This is a genomic window from Algoriphagus sp. SE2 (genome assembly GCF_039563885.1).
GTDB lineage: Bacteria > Bacteroidota > Bacteroidia > Cytophagales > Cyclobacteriaceae > Algoriphagus.
Genome location: NZ_JBCLWJ010000018.1, coordinates 43472 through 64633 on the forward strand (window position 1 = coordinate 43472; position 21162 = coordinate 64633).

The 21162-nt window shown below is 37.7% G+C and carries 21 protein-coding genes; 13 read left to right on the plus strand and 8 right to left on the minus strand.

The genetic code is table 11. The annotated features are described in order from the left end of the window. The first annotated feature begins 132 nt into the window (after positions 1-132). From AAGF08_RS17635 to AAGF08_RS17645, 3 genes are all read left to right on the plus strand, one after another. Positions 133-972: an alpha/beta hydrolase-fold protein gene (locus AAGF08_RS17635; RefSeq protein WP_343512672.1), complete on the plus strand. Its 840-nt coding sequence runs from the start codon at positions 133-135 to the stop codon at positions 970-972. A 73-nt stretch (positions 973-1045) separates the two neighbouring features. Next, positions 1046-2524, plus strand: coding sequence for an APC family permease (locus AAGF08_RS17640; RefSeq protein ID WP_343512673.1), 1479 nt, complete (start codon positions 1046-1048; stop codon positions 2522-2524). A gap of 2 nt (positions 2525-2526) precedes the next feature. Then, positions 2527-3975, plus strand: coding sequence for an aldo/keto reductase (locus AAGF08_RS17645; protein ID WP_343512674.1), 1449 nt, complete (start codon positions 2527-2529; stop codon positions 3973-3975). A gap of 147 nt (positions 3976-4122) precedes the next feature. Here AAGF08_RS17645 and AAGF08_RS17650 read toward each other — a convergent pair whose 3' ends face one another. From AAGF08_RS17650 to AAGF08_RS17660, 3 genes are all read right to left on the minus strand, one after another. Continuing rightward, the gene (locus tag AAGF08_RS17650) at positions 4123-4374 is read right to left on the minus strand and encodes a hypothetical protein (RefSeq protein ID WP_343512675.1); all 252 of its coding nucleotides are present in this window, start codon (positions 4372-4374) and stop codon (positions 4123-4125) included. A 190-nt stretch (positions 4375-4564) separates the two neighbouring features. Continuing rightward, the gene (serS, locus tag AAGF08_RS17655) at positions 4565-5836 is read right to left on the minus strand and encodes a serine--tRNA ligase (RefSeq protein ID WP_343512676.1); all 1272 of its coding nucleotides are present in this window, start codon (positions 5834-5836) and stop codon (positions 4565-4567) included. Between the two features lie 39 nt (positions 5837-5875). Continuing rightward, positions 5876-6646, minus strand: a complete 771-nt coding sequence (locus AAGF08_RS17660; RefSeq protein ID WP_343512677.1) for a hypothetical protein — start codon at positions 6644-6646, stop codon at positions 5876-5878. A gap of 74 nt (positions 6647-6720) precedes the next feature. Here AAGF08_RS17660 and AAGF08_RS17665 point away from each other — a divergent pair, with 74 nt between their 5' ends. The 10 genes from AAGF08_RS17665 (at position 6721) to trxA (ending at position 16476) form a co-directional block, all read left to right on the plus strand. Then, positions 6721-7698: a 2-oxoglutarate and iron-dependent oxygenase domain-containing protein gene (locus AAGF08_RS17665; RefSeq protein ID WP_343512678.1), complete on the plus strand. Its 978-nt coding sequence runs from the start codon at positions 6721-6723 to the stop codon at positions 7696-7698. A 1-nt stretch (position 7699) separates the two neighbouring features. Then, complete coding sequence (gene chrA / locus AAGF08_RS17670; RefSeq protein ID WP_343512679.1) at positions 7700-8899, plus strand: chromate efflux transporter; 1200 nt, start codon at positions 7700-7702, stop codon at positions 8897-8899. A 92-nt stretch (positions 8900-8991) separates the two neighbouring features. Beyond that, the gene (locus AAGF08_RS17675) at positions 8992-9657 is read left to right on the plus strand and encodes a cbs domain containing protein (RefSeq protein WP_343512680.1); all 666 of its coding nucleotides are present in this window, start codon (positions 8992-8994) and stop codon (positions 9655-9657) included. A gap of 3 nt (positions 9658-9660) precedes the next feature. Next, the gene (locus tag AAGF08_RS17680; protein ID WP_343512681.1) at positions 9661-10536 is read left to right on the plus strand and encodes an NAD kinase; all 876 of its coding nucleotides are present in this window, start codon (positions 9661-9663) and stop codon (positions 10534-10536) included. Between the two features lie 109 nt (positions 10537-10645). Next, positions 10646-11395, plus strand: coding sequence for a DUF6089 family protein (locus AAGF08_RS17685; protein ID WP_343512683.1), 750 nt, complete (start codon positions 10646-10648; stop codon positions 11393-11395). Positions 11396-11439: 44 nt separating this feature from the next. After that, positions 11440-12216 (plus strand): isoprenyl transferase, encoded by a 777-nt coding sequence (locus tag AAGF08_RS17690; protein WP_296701419.1) that lies wholly within the window; start codon positions 11440-11442, stop codon positions 12214-12216. 7 nt (positions 12217-12223) lie between these two features. After that, on the plus strand, positions 12224-14920 hold the full coding sequence (locus AAGF08_RS17695) for a POTRA domain-containing protein (protein WP_343512685.1): 2697 nt from the start codon (positions 12224-12226) through the stop codon (positions 14918-14920). Positions 14921-15011: 91 nt separating this feature from the next. Further along, the gene (locus AAGF08_RS17700) at positions 15012-15542 is read left to right on the plus strand and encodes an OmpH family outer membrane protein (protein WP_296705996.1); all 531 of its coding nucleotides are present in this window, start codon (positions 15012-15014) and stop codon (positions 15540-15542) included. A gap of 13 nt (positions 15543-15555) precedes the next feature. Further along, positions 15556-16101, plus strand: coding sequence for an OmpH family outer membrane protein (locus AAGF08_RS17705; RefSeq protein WP_343512686.1), 546 nt, complete (start codon positions 15556-15558; stop codon positions 16099-16101). A gap of 69 nt (positions 16102-16170) precedes the next feature. Then, positions 16171-16476 carry a thioredoxin gene (gene trxA / locus AAGF08_RS17710; RefSeq protein ID WP_343512687.1) on the plus strand — a complete coding sequence of 102 codons (306 nt, stop codon included), beginning with the start codon at positions 16171-16173 and terminating at the stop codon, positions 16474-16476. A 29-nt stretch (positions 16477-16505) separates the two neighbouring features. On the opposite strand, the gene AAGF08_RS17715 is transcribed toward trxA, so the two are convergent. The 5 genes from AAGF08_RS17715 to AAGF08_RS17735 all read right to left on the minus strand — a co-directional run bounded on the left by AAGF08_RS17715 (position 16506) and on the right by AAGF08_RS17735 (position 21103). Further along, a complete protein-coding gene (locus AAGF08_RS17715; protein ID WP_343512688.1) occupies positions 16506-17939 on the minus strand; it encodes a pseudouridine synthase in 1434 nt (477 codons plus the stop codon). A 134-nt stretch (positions 17940-18073) separates the two neighbouring features. After that, positions 18074-18883 carry an N-acetylmuramic acid 6-phosphate etherase gene (murQ, locus tag AAGF08_RS17720; RefSeq protein ID WP_343512689.1) on the minus strand — a complete coding sequence of 270 codons (810 nt, stop codon included), beginning with the start codon at positions 18881-18883 and terminating at the stop codon, positions 18074-18076. After that, positions 18880-19722 (minus strand): N-acetylglucosamine kinase, encoded by an 843-nt coding sequence (locus AAGF08_RS17725; RefSeq protein ID WP_343512691.1) that lies wholly within the window; start codon positions 19720-19722, stop codon positions 18880-18882. Before AAGF08_RS17725 ends, murQ begins: the two co-directional genes overlap by 4 nt. A 1-nt stretch (position 19723) precedes the next feature. Then, complete coding sequence (locus tag AAGF08_RS17730) at positions 19724-19951, minus strand: cytochrome b5 domain-containing protein (RefSeq protein WP_343512693.1); 228 nt, start codon at positions 19949-19951, stop codon at positions 19724-19726. Then, positions 19952-21103, minus strand: coding sequence for a formimidoylglutamase (locus AAGF08_RS17735; RefSeq protein ID WP_343512694.1), 1152 nt, complete (start codon positions 21101-21103; stop codon positions 19952-19954). Positions 21104-21162: the final 59 nt, after the last annotated feature.

A 21162-nucleotide genomic window follows, 5' to 3' on the forward strand; every position in this document is an offset into this window, starting at 1 on the left:
ATAGAATATCCTAATTTCAAACTTCCTTATTATTTGAAAAAAACTCTCTAAATCCTTTATCGACCCATAATACTTTTTTCACTTGTAATCCAATCAGGAGTATTCACCTTTGAATAATCTAATCCCTTTATTATGCTTCCATATAAAAAACGACTTCTATTCATCCTACCGATTCTATTCTTAACAGTCTCATCTTTCGCTGGGGTAGACACCGTAGCAACGTTTAGTAAAGTGATGAATAAAGAAATTAAAGCAGTAGTTATTACCCCAGAATCGTATACCGTATCCAAAGAATATCCGGTGGTTTTTTTATTACATGGCTATTCTGGCAACTATGCCTCTTGGATAAAAAATGCTCCAAATATTGAAGGATTGGCAGAACAATATGAAATGATCCTAGTGAGTCCTGATGGAAATTTCGATAGTTGGTACTGGGATAGTCCAGTTGATCCAAGTTCTAAATATGAAACATACATCACTGAAGAGCTTATATCTTTTGTTGACCAAAATTACAGCACCATGGCACGCAAGGATGGAAGAGCCATCACCGGATTAAGCATGGGAGGCCATGGAGCACTGTACTTGGCGATTCGTCATCAGGATATTTTCGGAGTTGCAGGAAGTCAAAGTGGTGGTGTTGATATCAGCCCTTTCCCTGAAAACTGGAATATGAAAAGCTATTTAGGTACCAAAGCTGAATTTCCTGAAAGATGGGAAACACGTTCAGTCATGGGTCAACTTCATTTATTAAGTAAAAATAGCTTACCATTAATAATCCATTGCGGGACAGATGATTTTTTCTATCAAGTGAATTTAAAACTTCACGAAGAACTAACTTATTTGAATATCCCTCATAGTTTTACCTCAAATCCTGGAGGACATACGTGGGATTATTGGAGAGAGTCAGTCCAATATCAACTGCTCTATTTTCATAATTATTTTGAGGAAAAGGCAAAAAATCAGAAAAATTGAACGATAAACTTATTATTGATTTGCAATCAATTATTTCTAGTGATTAGAACTAATTAAAAATGAACTACCTCCTGTGAGTACTATTAAATTAACCAGACAAATGGGGCTATTAGCCTTAATCGCTACAGGGGTATGTTCCATGCTAGGGGCTTCCATTAACGTTGTTCCTTTTATGATTCAGCGGAATGTTCCAGGAATCGGCCCTTACGTCTTGCCTGCATTTTTATTTGCTGCCATCCCAGCCTTATTTGCTGCACTAGCATATGGTATTCTGGCTTCTGCCATGCCTCGAGCTGGAGGAAGTTACATTTATGCAAGTCGTGGGCTCAATCCATACTTAGGTTTTGTAGCCAGCTTTTCGCAGTGGTTCGGTTTATCAATTGTTATTGGTGTCATTGCTTATATAACCATTCCTTTTATACGGGATGTAACCTATAGTTTTGGTTGGGAAAATGTTTCTAAAACCCTTGAAATTGGTTGGGTTAGAGTTGGACTTGCATTAAGTCTCATTTGGGGTTTTGTAGGAGTGAACATTCGCGGTTTAAAATCTTATGAAAGAATAGTTTTACCCATGATGTTTTTGATGTTTGCACTTGGAGGTATTGTGATTATTTCGGGGCTATTCTTTAATTCCTCTGATTTTTTAGCTGCTCTCCAGGAAAAAGAAGGGAGGTCTTTTAACCCCACCACAAAAATTGCTTTTGATTGGCGAATATTTTTCTCAGCAGCCGCTTTGCTCTTTTCAAGTTTTATTGGCTTTGACTCCATAGCTCAAGCAGGTGGAGAAGCAAAAAATCCTACCAAAACCCTTCCAAAGGCAATTTTGTTGGCAATTCTTGGCGTAGGTTGTTTTTACTTTTTATTTGCTACAGCAGTCTATCACATCGTTCCATGGAGTTTTGTAGCAGCAGAAGCAATGGAAAAAGACATTACAGCCCCAGGACTTTTAAGCTACGTTCTGCCTTCAGGATGGGGGATCGCTATTTTGGCAGGTGCTGCAATTGCATTAATCAACGATTTACCAGCCATGCTTTTATCCGTTTCCAGATTAATGTTCGCCTGGGCCAAAGACGGTATTTTCCCAAAAGCTATTTCTAAAATTCATCAGAAAAACAACACGCCCTACATCGCTCTAATAGTAGCTGGAATCATGGCAAGCATAGGAGTTTTAGGCTCCCATTTTGCCGGGGACTTCTTTTTGGGAATTGATATCATGGTAACTTCCATGATGGTAAACTTCCTCTTAATGTGTATTACTTTGGTTACTATAACAAAGGTTAACAAAGAAGTAGCAAAACGCATTTCTGTAATAAAAAACCGAACCTTGCAATTATGTATCGGCTGGCTAGGCATTGTTACATTAACAGGCTTTCTAGTCATACATACTTACAAAGATTTAACATCGGAAGTCGAAGAATGGTATTTTCACTCTACTCCCATTTGGATTATCGTCATGGGATTGGCTAGTATTATATTTATTTATAACTGGAGAAGATTGAAAAATAATGAACCCGAATTATCAAAACTATTTTTAAACCTCCCTGAAGAATAATCATGATAGGAAAAATTGAATTAGCCAATGAATTGGAAATATCACGAATAGTTACAGGCTTATGGCAAATAGCTGATATGGAGCGGGATGGAAAAACCTTAGATCCTGTTGCCACTGCCAAATATATGCAGCCATATTTAGACGCTGGACTTACCTCCTTTGATATGGCTGATCATTATGGTTCCAGTGAGATTATAGCAGGAACTTTTAAAAATAGTCTGAAGAACAAAGAGCAGGTCCAATTATTTACAAAATGGGTTCCTAAACCGGGAAAGATAAGTCGCCTAGATGTACGTGGGGCGGTGCAGACTGCTCTTGATAGAATGCAGCAATCCTCTATTGACTTGCTACAATTTCATGCTTGGTTTTATCCCGATCCAAGCTGGCTTGATGGTCTTTTTTACTTAAAAGAATTGCAAGAAGAAGGGCTTATTAAGCACTTGGGAGTTACGAATTTTGATTCCGCTCACCTCCGGATGGCTTGTGCAAGCGGTATTCCAATAGTAAGTAATCAAATCTGTCATTCGGTGATAGACCAAAGAGCAGCATTACAAATGAAAGTTGTATGTGAAACTTATAATGTAAAGCTTTTGGCCTTCGGGACTTTGGCAGGAGGATTCCTGACTGACAAATGGCTAGGAAAACCGGAACCCAAATATGAAGACTTGACCACTTGGTCTCAAATGAAATACAAGCGTTTTATTGATGCAGCTGGTGGATGGGCTCCATTTCAAGATTTATTGCATACTCTAAAAGGAGTTGCGGATAAACACCAAGCCTCCATTGCCAACATAGCTACTAGATACATTTTAGAAAATCCAACAGTTGCTGCCGTAATTGTCGGAGCGCGACTGGGGGAAAGCGAGCATATTGCAGATAATAAGCAGATGTTGGAAATTGATTTGAAAGCCGAGGATATTGAAATGATAAAAAATGCACAAAGTCAATTAACACCTATTCCCGGTGATTGTGGAGACGAATATAGAAAGCCTCCTTTTTTGACTGCCTCTGGTGATTTAAGTGATCATTTAGAAACTATTCCCAAAGCGTTTACACCAGTAAAGACCGGAAAAAGCAGAGAACAGATTTTTAGTGGGACGGAATGGGAAGAATATGCCGGTTACTGTCGTGCAGTTAAAGATGGAAATAGAATCCATGTTTCAGGCACTACGGCCACGCACGGACCGATGATGATTGGTGGTAATGATGCAGCAGCTCAAACGCACTTTATTATAGATAAAATTGAAGGCGTAATCACTTCTTTTGGTGGCACATTATCAGATGTGGTTCGCACCCGGATTTTCGTAAATCAAATTACGGATTGGGAGCCTGTAGCACGAGCTCATGGTGAGAGATTCAAAGGTATCAACCCTTCAAACACGCTTGTTGAGGCAAAACTAGTTGGCGAAGGTTATATGGTGGAAATTGAAGCTGAAGCTGTATTAAGCTAGACCAAAAAAAAGGAAATTTATTACGATTTCTTCCCAACTGGAAAGGCTAAGCAATCTTAAAAAGAACTTTCAAATTGAATCGGTCAGAATTCCACGGTTTACACTCTTTCAAAAGTCTTTTGTTAATTCGAAACTGAAGGGAATAAATTAAACTATCCGAGACTCAGAATACAAATCATAGGCAGCAACCAGAAGTTGTCTACCGGGGGTATTGGTATATCGATCATAGCCATCAATTTCCTCTCTATTTTCCACATAGACTGGCTGGTACTCACCTTCTATATCATCCCAAATAATCAATAAATAGTTGTATGGAATCCTACTTTGGCGACCAGCTTCCAGCCAATTTTCGAAGACTTGCTCATCTAAGGATTTCGGAAAACTTGCTCCTTCAAACATGGGAACGGAATTTTAAAATTCAAATTGGTGGTTTAAATGGGATTAGAATAGTTTTTATAAAGACAGCCTAAAGGTAGATAGTTTCTTCCTGGGTGCCTTTCTTACAAATTATATCTGTAATCCTTATAATTATTGAATATGAAAAAAGCGTGAGAAAAAATCCTCACGCTTTTCTAGATAAAACTCAAATTTAGATTTTATCAAACCCTAAATAAGGATGTAATACTTTAGGCATATTGATTCCATCTGGAGTCTGGTTATTTTCCAAAATGGAAGCTACAATTCTAGGCAATGCCAAAGCACTTCCATTAAGCGAATGTGCCAATTGGGTTTTCTTATCTTCTCCTTTAAATCGAAGCTTTAGCCGATTCGATTGATAGGTTTCGAAATTAGATACCGAACTCACTTCCAGCCATCTTTCTTGAGCTGCAGAATAAACTTCCATGTCATAAGTCAAAGCAGAAGTAAAGCCCATATCGCCTCCACAGAGTCTCAATACTCTATAAGGTAATTCCAACTTTTGCAATAAGCCCTGAACATAACTACTCATGCTTTCCAAGGTCTCATAAGATTTGTCTGGATGAGTGATCTGAACGATCTCCACTTTGTCAAACTGATGTAGCCTGTTCAAACCCCGAACATGAGCTCCCCAGCTGCCAGCTTCCCTTCGAAAGCAAGGTGTAAAACCGACATTTTTCACAGGAAGATCATCTTCTGACAAAATTACATCTCGGTAAAGATTCGTCAATGGGACCTCGGCTGTGGGAATAAGATAAAGATTATCTGCTGTCGCAAAATACATTTGACCTTCCTTATCCGGAAGCTGACCAGTACCATAACCAGAGTCCTCATTGACCAAGATCGGTGGCTGAACTTCTGTATATCCTTGAGCCATCGCTTCATCAAGGAAGAAGTTGATCAAAGCTCTTTGTAATCTCGCTCCCTTTCCTTTGTATACAGGAAATCCTGCTCCTGTGATTTTCACACCAAGGTCAAAATCGATAATGTCGTATTTTTTGATCAGCTCCCAGTGCGGTTGTTTTCCTTCATGTAACACAGGAATTCCTCCTTGCTCCAACACCACTTCGTTATCTTCTGCAGATTTGCCTGCAGGAACGGAGCTATGGGGTACATTAGGAATGGTATATAGCAATGCCTTTAAAGACTCTTCCGCAGTGGAATTTTGATCCTCAAGTTCTTTGATCTGTATTTTAATCTGAGCTGTTCGCTCTTTGATCTCCATCGCCTCAGCAGCTTTACCCTCCTTCATCAGCATACCTATTTGCTTTGAAATCGAATTTGATTCAGCCTGTATTTGGTCGCGTTGTGTCTGCGATGATTTTCTCAAATCATCCAAACTCAACACCTCAGCTAATACCGCTTCCGCATTTTGAAAATTTCTTTTTTGAAGTCCGGCTAATACACCGGCATAGTTGTCTCTAATTTGATTAACTAAAAGCATTTGAAAATCTTGGAAATTGAAGCCCCAAAGATAAGCATGTTATCGAACTATCACTGATTTACTAACAGATGAGAAAGGCCCAGCCAATTCTTTTCCGTCAGACCTTAGCAAATTCACATAAACTTGATAAGTCCCTTTGGGTAGATTTCCAACCCGCACCGGCATCATTTTATTAATTTCGTAATTGAAATCGTTTACTTTTATCTGCACTTTTAAATCATCCAATTCCATATCTCCTCCCAAAACCAAAAAATCAATTATCATTTCTTCCCCTTCAGAATAAATTTGTTCGTTTCTAGGATAATTTAATGCTAAATATGGTTCTGCCGAATAAGGAAAAGGACGTGATTCCCCTACTTGAAAATCTCTATCCACATAATTTCCGAAATTTTTTAGGGCTAACCCTTCATCATCTACCAAGTACGCAACAACTCTATAACTTCCTTCGGTCAATTCCCTTTGAAAAATGGGTGAATAAAACCCTACAGGATCTCCTCCATTCAGAATATTGAAAAGTTTGAAATTCCGGTTTCCCTCCTGTTCAAACTCAAAATTCTTTATATTAAATTCGAATGGAACTTTGCCTGGCTTAAAGATCTGATTTCCCAAAGGTGTATAGAGTTCAAGAATAGCATCTGGATAACTGGATGAATCCTCATATTGATAAAAAGTCACTTTTGGCGTTTCACCCACAGCTGCCCCAGAGAGATCCTCAATTTCTACTGCGGATTCATTAATTTTCTTCTTTTCATCAGAACAGCTTGATGCCAAAACTGCAAGTAGAATTAATGAAGCAAGTATTTTATTCATGGTAGGACAAATTTGACACTAAAGATATTTAATTTTAAAAAATATTAGAGAACTAACTAAATAACTGAAACTATATGGAAATCCTTTTTGACGAAATCCCAAGCTTGGATTTAGCTCATTTTACCACGGGAACCCCTGAACAGAAAGCAGAATTCGTGAGAAGGCTTGGTGATGCATATCAGAATATTGGATTTGTGGCCATTAAAAATCATGGACTCTCTCAGGAACTCCAGGATAGTCTTTATCACTCTATAAAAACGTTTTTTAGTTTACCGGATGAGGTCAAAATAAAATATGAAAAACCGGAAATAGGTTTCCAAAGAGGATATACCGGAAAAGGTAAGGAACATGCGAAAGGCCGGAATACAGGGGATTTAAAAGAATTCTATCACGTAGGTCAAGAGTTAAGTACTATTCCTGATACAGACCCTTTAAAATCAGAATATCCTGCAAACTTATGGCCTGACGAAGTTCCGGATTTAAAAAAAGATGCCAATGAAGCTTTCCGGATTTTAGAAAATGCGGGGAAAGCCATGTTGCGAGCTATTGCCTTAAACCTGGAATTGCCAGAGGATTATTTTGAAGATAAGGTGGCCTATGGAAATTCCATTTTGAGACAAATCCACTATTTTCCAATTGAAAACCCGGATGAGGTCCCTTCAGATGCAGTAAGAGCTGCTGAGCATGGAGATATTAACTTAATTACCTTATTAATGGGTGCAAGTGCAGATGGACTTCAGGTTTTGAGAAAAGACGGGAAATGGATCCCAATCACAGCGCTACCGGAGCAATTGGTGGTAAATGTTGGAGATATGCTGGAAAGATTGACAAATAAAAAACTAAAATCCACTATTCATCGGGTGGTCAATCCTCCAAGAGAAAAAATGAATTCAAGTCGTTATTCCATCCCATTCTTCATGCATCCAAGGTCTGAAATGGATTTGACTTGCCTGACATCCTGTGTCTCAGAAGAAAACCCTAAGTTGTTTTCAGATGCCACCGCAGGTGAGTTTTTGGATGAAAGATTACGAGAACTGGGATTAAAGAAATAATATGTTTGTAAAAAAGGTACGATATTACCTTTTCTTGAAAGACATCCTCATGCTTTCATTAACAGCTTTTGGTGGGCCTCAAGCTTTTCTGGCAATGCTACTTGAACGAATAGTAAAAGTGCGTGGATATATTTCAGAAGATGATCTATGGGAGTTGAATGCTTTGTGTAACATGCTACCTGGTCCCTCTTCTACTCAGTTAATATCTGCGATTGGATTTAGAGTTGGTGGACCAAACCTTGCTTATTTAGCATTGATCGTTTGGATTTTACCCGCCACCATCCTAATGACAAGTGCTGCAATTTTGATCTCCTTTTTGCAGGAAAACACGCCCGGAGCTCTTAATTTTGCTAGATTCATCCAGCCGATGGCAATTGGTTTTATCATTTTCGCAGCGCAAAAAACTATCGGAAAAATGGTTCAGAGTACTGAAGCCATGATCCTAATGCTGATGTCGGCTTTTATTTCTTTCTTTTACAGTTCTCCTTATATTTTCCCTATTCTATTGATAATTGGTGGTGTTAGTACATCCATCAAATACAAAAAACAGCCTAAGTTGGAAAAGGATGCTCCCTTAAAAATTCAATGGGCAAACTTTTATTTATGGGCTGGAGTATTAATCCTTGCTGCGGTTCTAGGTGGTATCACAAAAAATGACCCTATTCTTTTATTTGAGAATTTTTATCGAAATGGATCTTTGATTTTCGGAGGAGGTCAGGTTCTCGTTCCTTATTTGTATACTGAATTTGTGGATTTCAAAAATTTCTTGACCTCGGAGGAGTTTCTAACAGGCTATGCTATATCTCAGGGAGTTCCAGGTCCAACATTTAGTATTGCTTCTTATGTGGGAGCCTTATCTATGAGAGAAGGTGGCACACTAGGATTTATTTTTGGGGGATTAATAGGTGCAGGAGGTATTTTCCTTCCAGGAATCTTTCTTATTTTCTTTGTAATTAGATTTTGGGACCAATTAAAAGTTTATAGACCAGTAAGGGCTGCATTAGAAGGTATTAATGCAGTTTCTTGCGGAATGCTGATAGCAGCGGCTTATTTATTATTTGAACCACTTGAGGCCAATGGAATAAATATTTTTTTTATTCTCGCCACATACTCCATGCTTCAGTTTACAAAAATTTCATCCCCTGCAATCATCGCTGGTGGAGTAAGTTTAGGCATCATTTATAATTTATTTATTTCCTAAAAAATACTGTATTCGACGAAATAAACGCGAAAAGGAACAAGTTTAGCTCTTTACGCGTTTTAAAATCTAAATTCATTCCCTATATTTCAATAATGCAGGCCTACGAATTCATAAATAATTTAATTCCTCCCTTAAAACTCAGTGATAAATCTGGGATGGCTTTGTCATGGATGGAAGAAATTAGGACTGATATCTTACCTGTTGTGGATAAAGGTACTTTTTTGGGTTTGATACGAGAGGAAATGATTTTTGATCAAAATAATGCTGATACGCTTATTGAAGAAATTCAAATTGATAACCAAAATTGTTGGGTTTATTCTGACAAGCATATTTATGATGTCTTAAGGGTAGGAGCTGAGCAGCATAGTAATGTAGTAGCTGTTTTAAGCAGAGAGAAGGTTTATTTAGGTGTTGTTACTATGGAAGATTCCATTGCTGCTTTTGCTGACAGTCTTTCGATCCAATCTCAAGGCAGTGTTTTGATTTTATCTTTATATATGACTGATTACAGTTTAGCTGAGATATCAAGAATAATTGAAACTGAAAATACGAAGGTTTTAAGTTCATTTATTACAAGCGATCCTTTAGATGATTCTAAAATCAAACTTACGCTTAAACTGGATAAACCTGAACTTCGTCATATCAAGGCCACTCTCGAGCGCTTTGGTTATAAAATTTTAGATCACTATCAAGAAGAAAGTGGAGTAAGCAGTGAAGAAGACCGAATCGGTAACTTGCTTAGATTTTTAGATATTTAATCCATGAAGGTAGCCTTACATGGCTTGGCACTGAAGTCCGAGTATTTCCAGCATATTCAAATTCTCTTTGAAGAGCTAATCAAATTCAAATTTGAAATTTTTGCCACCAAGCAATTTGATAGGCAGCTAAGAATGAATGGGAATAAATCTCTTCAATATTTAACCATTGGTGGTAAATCGGATATGGCCTCTATGGATTTCATGATTTCTATAGGGGGAGACGGTACTTTATTGGATGCGGTTTGTCAGATAGGAAGTTTAGAAATCCCAATTTTAGGATTGAATACTGGGAGAATGGGTTTTTTAGCAACTGTTGCAACAAAAGATATTTCTTTGGCTATAAGCCAACTTGCTAATGGCAATTTCCAGATTGAAAGTAGAAGTTTAATCTCTTTGCAATCACATAAACGCTTATTCAATGGAGTTAACTTTGCTTTGAATGAGTTTACGATTCACAAGCGAGATACCTCATCCATGATCACCGTCCATACATATATTGATGGCAAATATTTAAACAGTTATTGGGCTGATGGATTAATTGTTTCCACCCCTACTGGATCAACAGGATACTCTCTCAGTTGTGGGGGGCCTTTGATTTCTCCAGAAGCAAAAAGTTTTGTCATCACTCCGGTGAGTCCCCATAATCTGAATGTCCGACCAATAATTATTTCAGATGACAGTGAAATTAGCTTGGAAATTGAAGGAAGGGCTGAGAAATTTTTGATATCACTGGATTCGAGGTCTACATCTATTTCTTCTGAAATTAAATTGAGTGTGAAAAAAGAAAAATTCGAAGCGAAATTGGTAAAGTTACCGCATTACCATTTCTTTGACACGCTGAGACAAAAGCTTAATTGGGGATTCGATATGAGAAACTAGGTTTTCCAAAAGTTTAGTAACTTCGATTAAAATTAGCTTAACAATTATTAACCCGTTAAATACTAGCAAGCGTTTTTTATACGTTAGCTACTTCATAACTTGCATCGTCTTGAAAAAGGTCAATTTTCAGATTTTCAGTCACTTATTTATTTTCTTGCTTGTATTTTCGGCTATTAGCCTGGAAACCAAAGCACAGGAATATGAAATTGGTGGTGGTATAGGAGTAGCAGCCTACTCCGGAGATATAATTCGAAAAATTGACCCTGGCCAAATTGGTCTTCAAGGAACGTTGTTTGGCAAGAGAAATTTTGACAATGTTTGGACGCTTAGAGTAGGCCTGAATTTGGCTAATCTGAATGCAGCAGATAGTATTAATCCAATTGATCGATTGGCTGAGGCTAGGGATGGAAGATTTCGTGCAGGAATCATAGAAGCTTCCGCGGTGATGGAATTTAATTTTCTCGATTTTCTGAGAAGTAATTCCGAATTCCGATTTTCACCTTATGCTTTCTTCGGATTGGGGTATACCTATGCTATTGCAAAGGGAAACACCTATACTTATAATGTTTCAACAAGATATAATCTTGGGACTGTAGTCATTCCATTTGGAGGAGGAGTAAAATACCGATTGAATGAAAGATGGACATTAGCTGCAGAATTAGGATTTAGACCTACCTTAACAGACTATTTGGATAAGATAGATAGTACCGAACCGGAAATACCCAGATTTCCAGATCCAAATAACCCTGATTCTCCATATGGGATTAATTTTGGAAACCCAAATGACAAAGACTGGTACTACTTCCTAGGAGTCACGATTAGCTATACTTTGTCCAGTAACAAGTGCTATGCTTATTAATTAATTGAACCTTAGGGTAAATTATTGGAAAAGAAATAGCATTTTTGTACCTCCAAAAATTAAGGTATTCGGAAAAAACTGGAATGAAGGAAGAATTAGACCGAAACAGAATCCCCCGACATATTGCAATCATCATGGACGGCAACGGCCGTTGGGCCAAGAAAAAGGGCGCCATGAGGATTTTCGGACATCACCATGCCATCAAGGCAGTTCGAGATGCGATAGAAGGAGCCAATAATTTAGGAGTAAAATATCTTACCCTGTTTTCATTTTCAACAGAAAATTGGTCCCGTCCAAAGGATGAGGTAGAAGGTCTCATGGCACTTTTAGTGAAAACTATTGCTAATGAGGTTCCTATGATGATGAAAAACAATATCATTATGGAAAGTATAGGGGATATAGATAGTTTACCTCAATCAGCATATAATCAACTAATTGAGGCGAAAGAAAAAACCTCAAAAAATACAGGTCTCAAACTCGTTTTAGCACTTAGCTATAGCGGTCAATGGGAACTCACACAAGCAGCCAAACGCATTGCTCAAAAAGTCTCAGAAGGAAAATTGAAAGTCGAAGATATTTCTCAGGAAGTATTTGCTGACCATTTAGAAACTCGCGGAATACCTGATCCTGAATTAATGATCAGAACTTCGGGAGAATTTAGAATAAGCAATTTTCTGCTATGGCAATTAGCCTACACAGAATTACATTTTACACCTGTGTTATGGCCGGATTTTAGAGAAAAGCATCTGATAGCTGCAATCCTTGATTACCAAAAAAGAGAAAGAAGATTTGGTAAAACAGGTGAGCAAGTTAAATCTTAAGTAATTGATGAAAAGAAGTTTACTGATTCTGTTATGTCTGGTTTGGACAAGTTCAGCTATTGCTCAAATACGTTTGGGCCAGAGCCGCTATGCGTCCTCAAGACCAATCAATATTCTGGAGTTGAATTACCAAAAGCCTCAGTCCTATAGAATCGCAGAAATAAAAGCCGTTGGCTTGACAACGTTAGATGAAATAGCGATTATTTCGCTCTCCGGACTTAAAGTCGACGATACCATTGAAGTACCAGGTGAATCCATTTCAAGTGCTTTAAAAAAGCTCTGGGGGCAAGGAATCATTGGAGATGTGAAAATTCTTGTCACAAAGGTAGAGGGTGATGACATTTACTTGTTACTCGACCTGACAGAGCGTCCTAGATTCTCCAGAGTGGAGTTTACTGGGATGAACAAAACCCAAGAAGGTGAATTACGAGATAAAGTAAATATCAGAGGTCGGGTAGTTCGGGATGATGTGCTTAATACCGCAAAAAGAACTATTGAGAAATATTACCTCGATAAAGGTTATCTCAATACGGACGTCAAAATCATTCAAGAAAGAGACACAACACTTCCAAATAGTGTAAAACTTCGCTTTGATGTAGAAATGAATTCCAAAGTGAAGATCAATGCGATCAACATTTATGGTAATGAAGAAATCTCGGACTCAAAAGTTAAAAAGAAACTTAAAAAGACAAACGAACACGCAAGGGTAAGTGTCTTCAAGGACATCTATTCCCGTCTAACCGATGCTTCTGCCTCTGATTACGCCAACACTTTACTGCATACCGATTCGGCTTCCAATGAAGATGTTCAATCTTATATCAATAAGAATTTTAAACTGAATTTCTTTAGCGGCTCAAAGTATATTCCCAAAGAATATGATGCGGATAAGGATAACGTAATCAACTTCTATAACAGCAAAGGATTTAGAGATGCTGAAATTCTTGAAGACTCAGTATATGATTTTAACCAAGACAAAATCAATATTGATATTGACATAGAAGAAGGAAGGAAATATTATTACAGAAACATCACCTTTACAGGTAATTACATTCATCCTGACCCTGTGCTCCTAGCAAAGCTTGGTATCCAGAGAGGTGATGTTTATAACAAAGAATTGCTGGACAAAAGGCTTAATTATGACCCTCAAAAAGGGGATGATGTCAGCTCTTTGTATCAAGATGATGGATATCTATTCTTTAGTATTGATCCGGTGGAAGTAAATGTATCTGGTGATTCTATTGATCTCGAAATGAGAATCTTTGAAGGCCCTCAGGTAACGGTAAACAGTGTCAGTATCAAAGGAAATGAGCGAACTTCTGATCACGTGGTCATGCGTGAAATCAGAATCCTTCCTGGTCAGAAATTTAATAGAAGTCTATTGGTGAGAACCATTCGTGAACTTTCTACATTAGGTTATTTTGATCCGGAGAAAATTAATCCTGATTTAAGACCAAACTTTGAAGCAGCAACTGTTGATATCACCTTTGAACTTGAAGAAAGACCAAATGACCAGATTGAATTATCAGGTGGATGGGGTGGTTTCTATGGTTTCGTAGGTACAGTTGGATTGGTATTCAATAACTTCTCTATCAGAAACATCGGTGATTTCTCCAAATGGGATCCACTTCCTGTAGGAGATGGCCAAAAGCTTTCTTTGAGAGTACAGGCAAATGGTAGATCTTTCCAGAATTATTCTGTTTCGCTAACCGAACCTTGGTTTGGAGGTAAGAAACCTCAAGCTTTGAGCTTTAGTTTCAACCATTCAGTTCAGAGACAAGTTGACTTCTTTAATCAACAAAATTTTGGTAACGAACTTGGATTCTTTAAAATAACCGGGGTTACTCTTGGCCTCGCTAAGCGAGTTACATGGCCCGATGATTATTTCAGTATCAGTAACTCCTTGCAGTTCCAAGTATATGAATTTGATCAATTTGGGACTTCTTTTGGTCTAAGTTATCCTACCGGAACATCCAATAGTATTACAATCAATAATACCATTGCAAGGAATAACGTAGATAACCCTACTTTCCCAAGGTTTGGATCTAACATCATTTTGTCTACCTCTTTCACTCCTCCATATGCTTCTTTAAATAAGAATCTTAATGATGAGTCAACTGATCAAGAAAAGTATAAATGGCTGGAATATCATAAGTGGATGTTTGATGCTTCTATTTATACTCCTCTATTCGGATCTAGTAAATTTGTAGCGAGTGCAAGAGCTCACATGGGCTTCTTAGGTTCTTACGGCAATAGTATAGGAATCATCCCATTAGAAAGATTTGTTATGGGAGGTGATGGAATGACTTTCAACAATTTTGCTCTCGGTCAGGAGATTATTGGTTTGAGAGGATATGAAAACCAATCCATCACTCCGGGACGAGATACGAGAGGACAGGAAAATGCTGACCCTTATGGTGGAGTTGTTTACAACAAATACGTCATGGAATTAAGATTCTTGGTTTCTCCAAACCCATCAGCTACCATCTTCTTGCTGGGATTTGCTGAGGCTGGTAACAACTGGGGATCCTATGCAGACTTCAACCCATATGATTTGAAGAAATCAGCAGGTGTAGGTGCTAGAATCTTTATGCCAGCGTTTGGATTGTTAGGTGTTGACTGGGGCTATGGATTCGATGCAATCCCTGGCTCAACTCAAAGAAGCGGAGCCCAATTCCACTTTACAATCGGACAGCAATTCAGATAAAAATGGAAAAAGGTGGCGCAATAGTTAATTTATGTAAAATTAATTTTCTGGGTCCAGTCTTTTTTCAAGCCTGTAATTCTTGCCTATAACCATGAAAAAATCATTGAAAATAGTATTTTTGCTGCTCTTTGCACTGCAAGTACTGCCTGTAAGCGCTCAAAAGTTCGGTTATATAGATTCAGAGTACATTTTGAACAAACACCCGGACTATAAAGTAATACAACAGGAGCTTCAAACACTCAGTAATGAGTGGAAGAAAGAGGCACAAAATTTGGATAAAGAGATAAAAGAACTCTATGACCAATTAAAAGCCGAAGAAGTACTGCTAACAGAAGAGATGTATCAGCAAAGGCTGAATGACATTAAGCAAAAACAACAGGAATCTCAGGCTTTCAATAGTCGGATATTTGGAATTGATGGACAATATTATCAGAAGCAAGCAGAATTGCTTCAACCCCTTCAGTCAAAAATATACGATGCGATCGAACGAGTTTCCAGAAAAAATGGTTTAGCGGTATTGTTTGATAAAGCAGCAGGACCGTCAGCAATTATTTATACAGATCCAAGACATGATTACTCAGAATTCATCTTGGAAGAATTAGGAATTGAAGAGAACAATTAAATACAAACACAGAATGAACAAAGTAAAAGTTATCCTTTCAGCAGTAGCATTGCTTTGCGTAGGATTCGCGGCGCAAGCTCAGGAAATCAAAATTGGGTATACCAGTGTAGAATTTATCATGGATTTGATGCCAGAAATGGAACAAATTGGTGCGGATATTCAAGACTACCAAACCCAGCTGCAAACGAATATTCAAACTAAAGCAGCAGATTTTCAACGTCAGGTTCAAACTTACCAGCAAGCTGCCCAAACTATGACAGAAGAAGCTAGAGCAGCAAAAGAAAGTGAGCTTACCAAATTACAATCAGACCTTCAGAAATATGAGCAAGATGCTCAGATTTCTTATCAAAATAAGCTTGGTGAGCTATTAGAACCTGTTCAGGAAAAAGTAATCAATGCAATCAATGCAGTGGCTGCAGAAAACAACTACACGCATATCTTTGCAGAAACAGCCGGACAATCTCCAGTATTGCTTTACACAAAAGAAGAAGACAAATTCACTGAATTGGTTTTGGCTAAATTAGGCCTTCAAATGCCAACTCCTCCAGCAGGAAACTAAATCAAAGATCTTCAATAATAAAAACCGGTTTTTCGTTGATTCGAGAACCCGGTTTTTTATTTTTATAGCATGCCTAAAAAGAAGCCAAAAGATATCATCAGCAAAAGTATGGATGCCGTATTGGTAGATTTTCGCGCCGATTGGTGTGGGCCTTGCCAAACGATGGATCCGATTATTGAAGAAGTACTCAAAGAACTTAATGGTAAGATCAAACTCCTGAAACTAGATATCGATAAGCACCCTCAAATGGCTCAGCAGTTTGCAGTCCGATCTATTCCTCATTATATCTTATTTAAAAAAGGCAAAATTCTGTGGAGAAAAGGAGGACTTATTCCAAAACGAGATCTTGAAAAAGTGTTAAAAGGATTTGCATAAAAAAAGCTCCCAGAATTGGGAGCTTTTTACTATATAAAGTATTTCAATTTGATGACTTCCTGTTCAGACAAGAATCTATAATGACCTCTTTTCAGATCCTTTTTATCCAAGCCTGCATACATCACACGATCCAAAGCAGTCACTTCATATCCAAGATGGGCAAAAATCCTTCTAACAATTCTATTTCTTCCCACATGGATTTCCAGGCCTAAAATAGTTCTGTCTTTGGATAAAACCTGCATATCATCCACTTCTACTTCACCATCTTCTAAAGTTAATCCCTCAAGAATTGCCTTTTCATCATTATGTGTCAAAGGTTTATCTAAAGTCACCTGATAGATCTTTTTGATTTGGTTTGAGGGATGGGAAAGCTTGGCAGCTAACTCTCCATCATTTGTAAATAACAATAATCCTGTTGTATTTCTATCTAATCTACCTACGGGGAAAATCCTTTCCTCACAGGCATTACCAACCAAAGCCATCACAGTTTTCCTTTCTAGGGGATCTTCGGTTGTTGTAATAAAATCCTTTGGCTTATTCAACAAAACATAAACAGGCTTCTCAGGGTTAATTTTTCTTCCCTGATATACAACTCTGTCTGTACGATTGACTTTGTACCCTAATTCAGTTATCACCTCTCCATTCACGGATACAAGGCCTTGAGCGATCAATTGATCTGCTTCTCTCCTACTGCAAATTCCAGAATTTGCTATGTATTTATTTAACCGAAGCAAACCATCTTCAGATTTGCTTTTGGCCTTTTTTGCAGGTAATTGATCGAAATTATAATCAGGTCTTGAATTCTGAGCTTCAGAATCCACTTTAAACCTTTTTCTGCCAAATCCAGCGGAATCAATTTTTCCTTCAAATTTCTTGGGTTTTCCAGGTGCAAAAACCGGTTGCTGGTCTCTTCCTCTACCTTTGTAAACAAGTCCTTCGTTGGAGTCCTTGGATGCAAAACCTCCACTTTTCCCGTCTTTATTGAATGATTTTTTAAATTTAGCCCCGGATTTTTTATCAAATTTATTTGGACCAAATTCATCTTTCTTGAACTTGTCAGGAGAAGAAAATTTATCATTTTTCCCTTTGTATCCAGTTTTTTTTGAAAACCCAGATTCCTCTCTTTTTTCAAACTTATTACCAGAAGACCCTTCTTTCTTACCTCCAAATGAAGGCTTCTTTCCAAAAGAACCTTCATCGGATTTTTGGAATTTAGCTCCAAACTTTTTTTCTCCAAATGATTTTGGTGAATCTGATTTTAAGTTCTTCTTCTTTTCAAAAGAAGGCTTTGCTCCTCTGGAATCTCTAGTGTTAGAAGACCTTTTTCCAAGGTCAAATTCATTTGTTCCAGAATCTGACTTTCTTCCTCTTCCTCTAGATTCACCACTTCCGGTATTCCCTTTTGGTTGAGACTCGGCATTATCGCCTTTAAAAAACTGCTTTTTTGGATTATTTCCTTTCATAAGTATGCAGCATCACTGCTGGATTTTGTTTAAAATAAGCTCTTGACTATCAATTGCTTAATCGGGGTGCAAAGATAAGCCTATTCTTGAAATTAATAACTATTGCCTTCGAAAATAAAAAGAGAACTTCAAGCCTACTTATTTTTATAAAAATACTCTGTTGCTAATCTTACCGACCCATGACTTAGTAATAATTCCTTTGCGGTTTCTTCGTCTGTACCCGTTGCTTCCATGATCATATTAGTACCCCTTTGCACCAGTTTTGCATTGGAAAGTTGCATATCAACCATTTTATTACCTTTTACCTTACCAAGCTTTATCATCACTGTGGTGGAAATCATATTGAGAACAAGTTTCTGAGCTGTTCCTGATTTCATACGCGTACTTCCAGTGACAAACTCCGGACCCACTATTACTTCGATTGGGTACTCTACTTCTTTTGAAAGTGGGGAATCCCGGTTACAAGTAATGCATCCAGTCAATAACCCTTTTCCCCTTGCTATCTTCACTCCACCTATTACATAGGGAGTTGTTCCAGAAGCTGCGATGCCTATTACTGTATCATCTTTATTAAACCCATATTCTAGGATATCTTCCCAGGCTTGATCTACATCATCCTCAGCATTTTCAACAGATTTACGAATAGCAGAATCCCCACCGGCAATAATTCCAATAACCCATTCATGAGGAACTCCATAAGTAGGAGGGCATTCCGATGCATCTAATATCCCTAACCTTCCACTTGTACCCGCACCAATATAAATCAACCTCCCCCCAGCTTCCATCCGTGGCACAATCATTTCGACCAACCTACTAATCTCTGGAAGTACTTTTTTTACTGCTTGTGGAACTACATGATCTTCCTTATTGATGTTTTGGAGTAGTTCCAAAACTGTCATTTTCTCGAGATTATCGTAATGGGAAGAACTCTCGGTTACTTTCATAATTTCTCCTGATGATAAAGTGTTAGTCCTGATATAGGACTTTCAATAATTAGGTTTGTTGTTATTTGGGAATCTAAGGCTGCCTTTCGAAGAATATCGCTATTATAATAAGCGATAGATCCCACGAAATTTACTGGCTTATCTCTATAATTCTTATACTTCATCACATGAACTTTAAAAAACTCAATAAATGAATTATAATAAAGCATGTAGCAATAAGGGTTGGATTTATGCTCCGTAATAAATCGACAAAAGCTAGCCATATATCGATTAGGGAAGGGCTTTCTATATACGTGTTCTTGAATCGATGAAGGAGTAAGTTTAAGCTTTTCCTCTAGTTCCTCTTTAATTTCAACAGGCATTTCATCGTTAATGAAATCCATTAAAAATTTTCTTCCAACATATCCTCCACCTCCCTGATCTCCCAAAATATAACCCGGTGCTGGTCTTGTATCAATTATAGTTTCTCCATCATAATCACAGCTATTAGAACCTGTTCCCAAAATACAAGCTATCCCTTCTTTGTGTCCACAAGTTGCTTTAGCAGCTGCTGCTAAATCATGATCTACCTCGATATCAGCTTTTTTAAAGATAGTTCTCAAAGCTGTTTCTACTTCTGCTTTTCTGGAATCAACAGAGCATCCTGCTCCATAATAAAAAATCTCCTCGATTTCAGATTCTAAGTTTGTAAGAAATTCATGACGCATATTTGTCGCCATTTCTTCAGAGCTCTGATAATACGGATTAAAGCCAACACCTCTGTATTGACTTATTTTCCCATCTCGGTGAATAACTCTCCAATCGGTTTTGGAAGACCCACTATCTGCTATTAAAATCATATTATGCTAATTGACCTATCGCTGTGAATTTTTTGAAAACCTGATTGTTATGCGGGGCATCCACAAGTTCTTCAGTCAGATCCTGTCCTGCCCAATGTTCATAATGCTTTCCATTTCTCCACAAATTAGAACTCGTAACATCATAAATAATACCTTGATATGCAACCCAAATTTCGGGTTTATCTTGTCCATTTCGTAAAGCGAGCTGCTGTCTAGTATAGATTTTCATTTACAGAAGCTTGATCTGAGCATTTACCCAACGTTCAGGAATTTCTCCCTTTTGAGCCATTTGGTAATCTGCATAACTACAAGGGACTGTACTTCCTCTGTCAAACTTTTCAGTCTCATTCTGAGGAATCTCCATCCACCATTTTCCACTTTTTTTACTTTTATAGAAAACTATGGTGTTGGGTTTGGAATCTAATGAAACTGTATATTTAATATAATCATTGCTCTTAAAGGACAGACTATCCTTCCTTGAATAAAACCCTTCTATAAAATACCAAATCATTACAGCAATTACTTTTGCTGTCTTATTATGCGCGTCATCATAATAAGGTTCATATCCATAAATACCTATGGAACTTAACTTTTCATTGGTCCCGGCAAACCAACAAATCTGACAAGCTTCTTCTGCTGTCAATCCAAAAGGTTGGGCATCAACAGCTCCTGGAGCATCAGTAGATTGGATTGCAGCGAGGTCAAAACTCATAAAATCAGCATTTCTAATAATCGGCTCAATTTCCTTAAAAGCTGACCTTACTTGTCCTAAGCGAACGTGATCAAAGTAAAGTTTTTCCATCACATTTATCAAAGTAGGATCAACCAGAAAACTTTGATATGCCAAATGAGAATATGAAAACAAGAAATTGGGTTGATGAAGAATAATTTCCTGGGTATGTCTTTCAGCCATCGGGCCATTCTCATCCATATCAACTTTTGGATCCACCGTAAGAAGGCTGACCAACTTCTTCATGTTTTGATAGGATAGATATTGTGCAAAATCCAAGTCATGTGTCCCTCCAATATAAACAGGAAGAATTTGCTGTTTCATCAAGTATTCTCCCACTTTCTGGATTCTTTGATAGGTTTCTTCTAGGGTTTCTCCTGAAATTAAATCTCCCAAATCAGCCACTCGAATAGCTGCAAATCCTCTTTTTAACTCATACAGTTTTTCTCTAATTTCTGAGCTAGATCGATCAAGGCTTTCAAATTTCTTAATCCCTCTTGTTTCTCTTAGTCCCACTATAGCTATTTGAATTCCTTTTAGGTTTGGGAAGTTCTCACCATAGAAATGGATTTGATGAAAGAAGGTGTTTTCAGCATACTTCTTTTGCCAAAGGAAGTCAGCGACGGGTTCAAAAAAAGATTGAATGTTCATAAGGGTGTGGTATTGGGTAAAAATAATCAAAATTTGACATGGAACTTAAGAGAATTCTG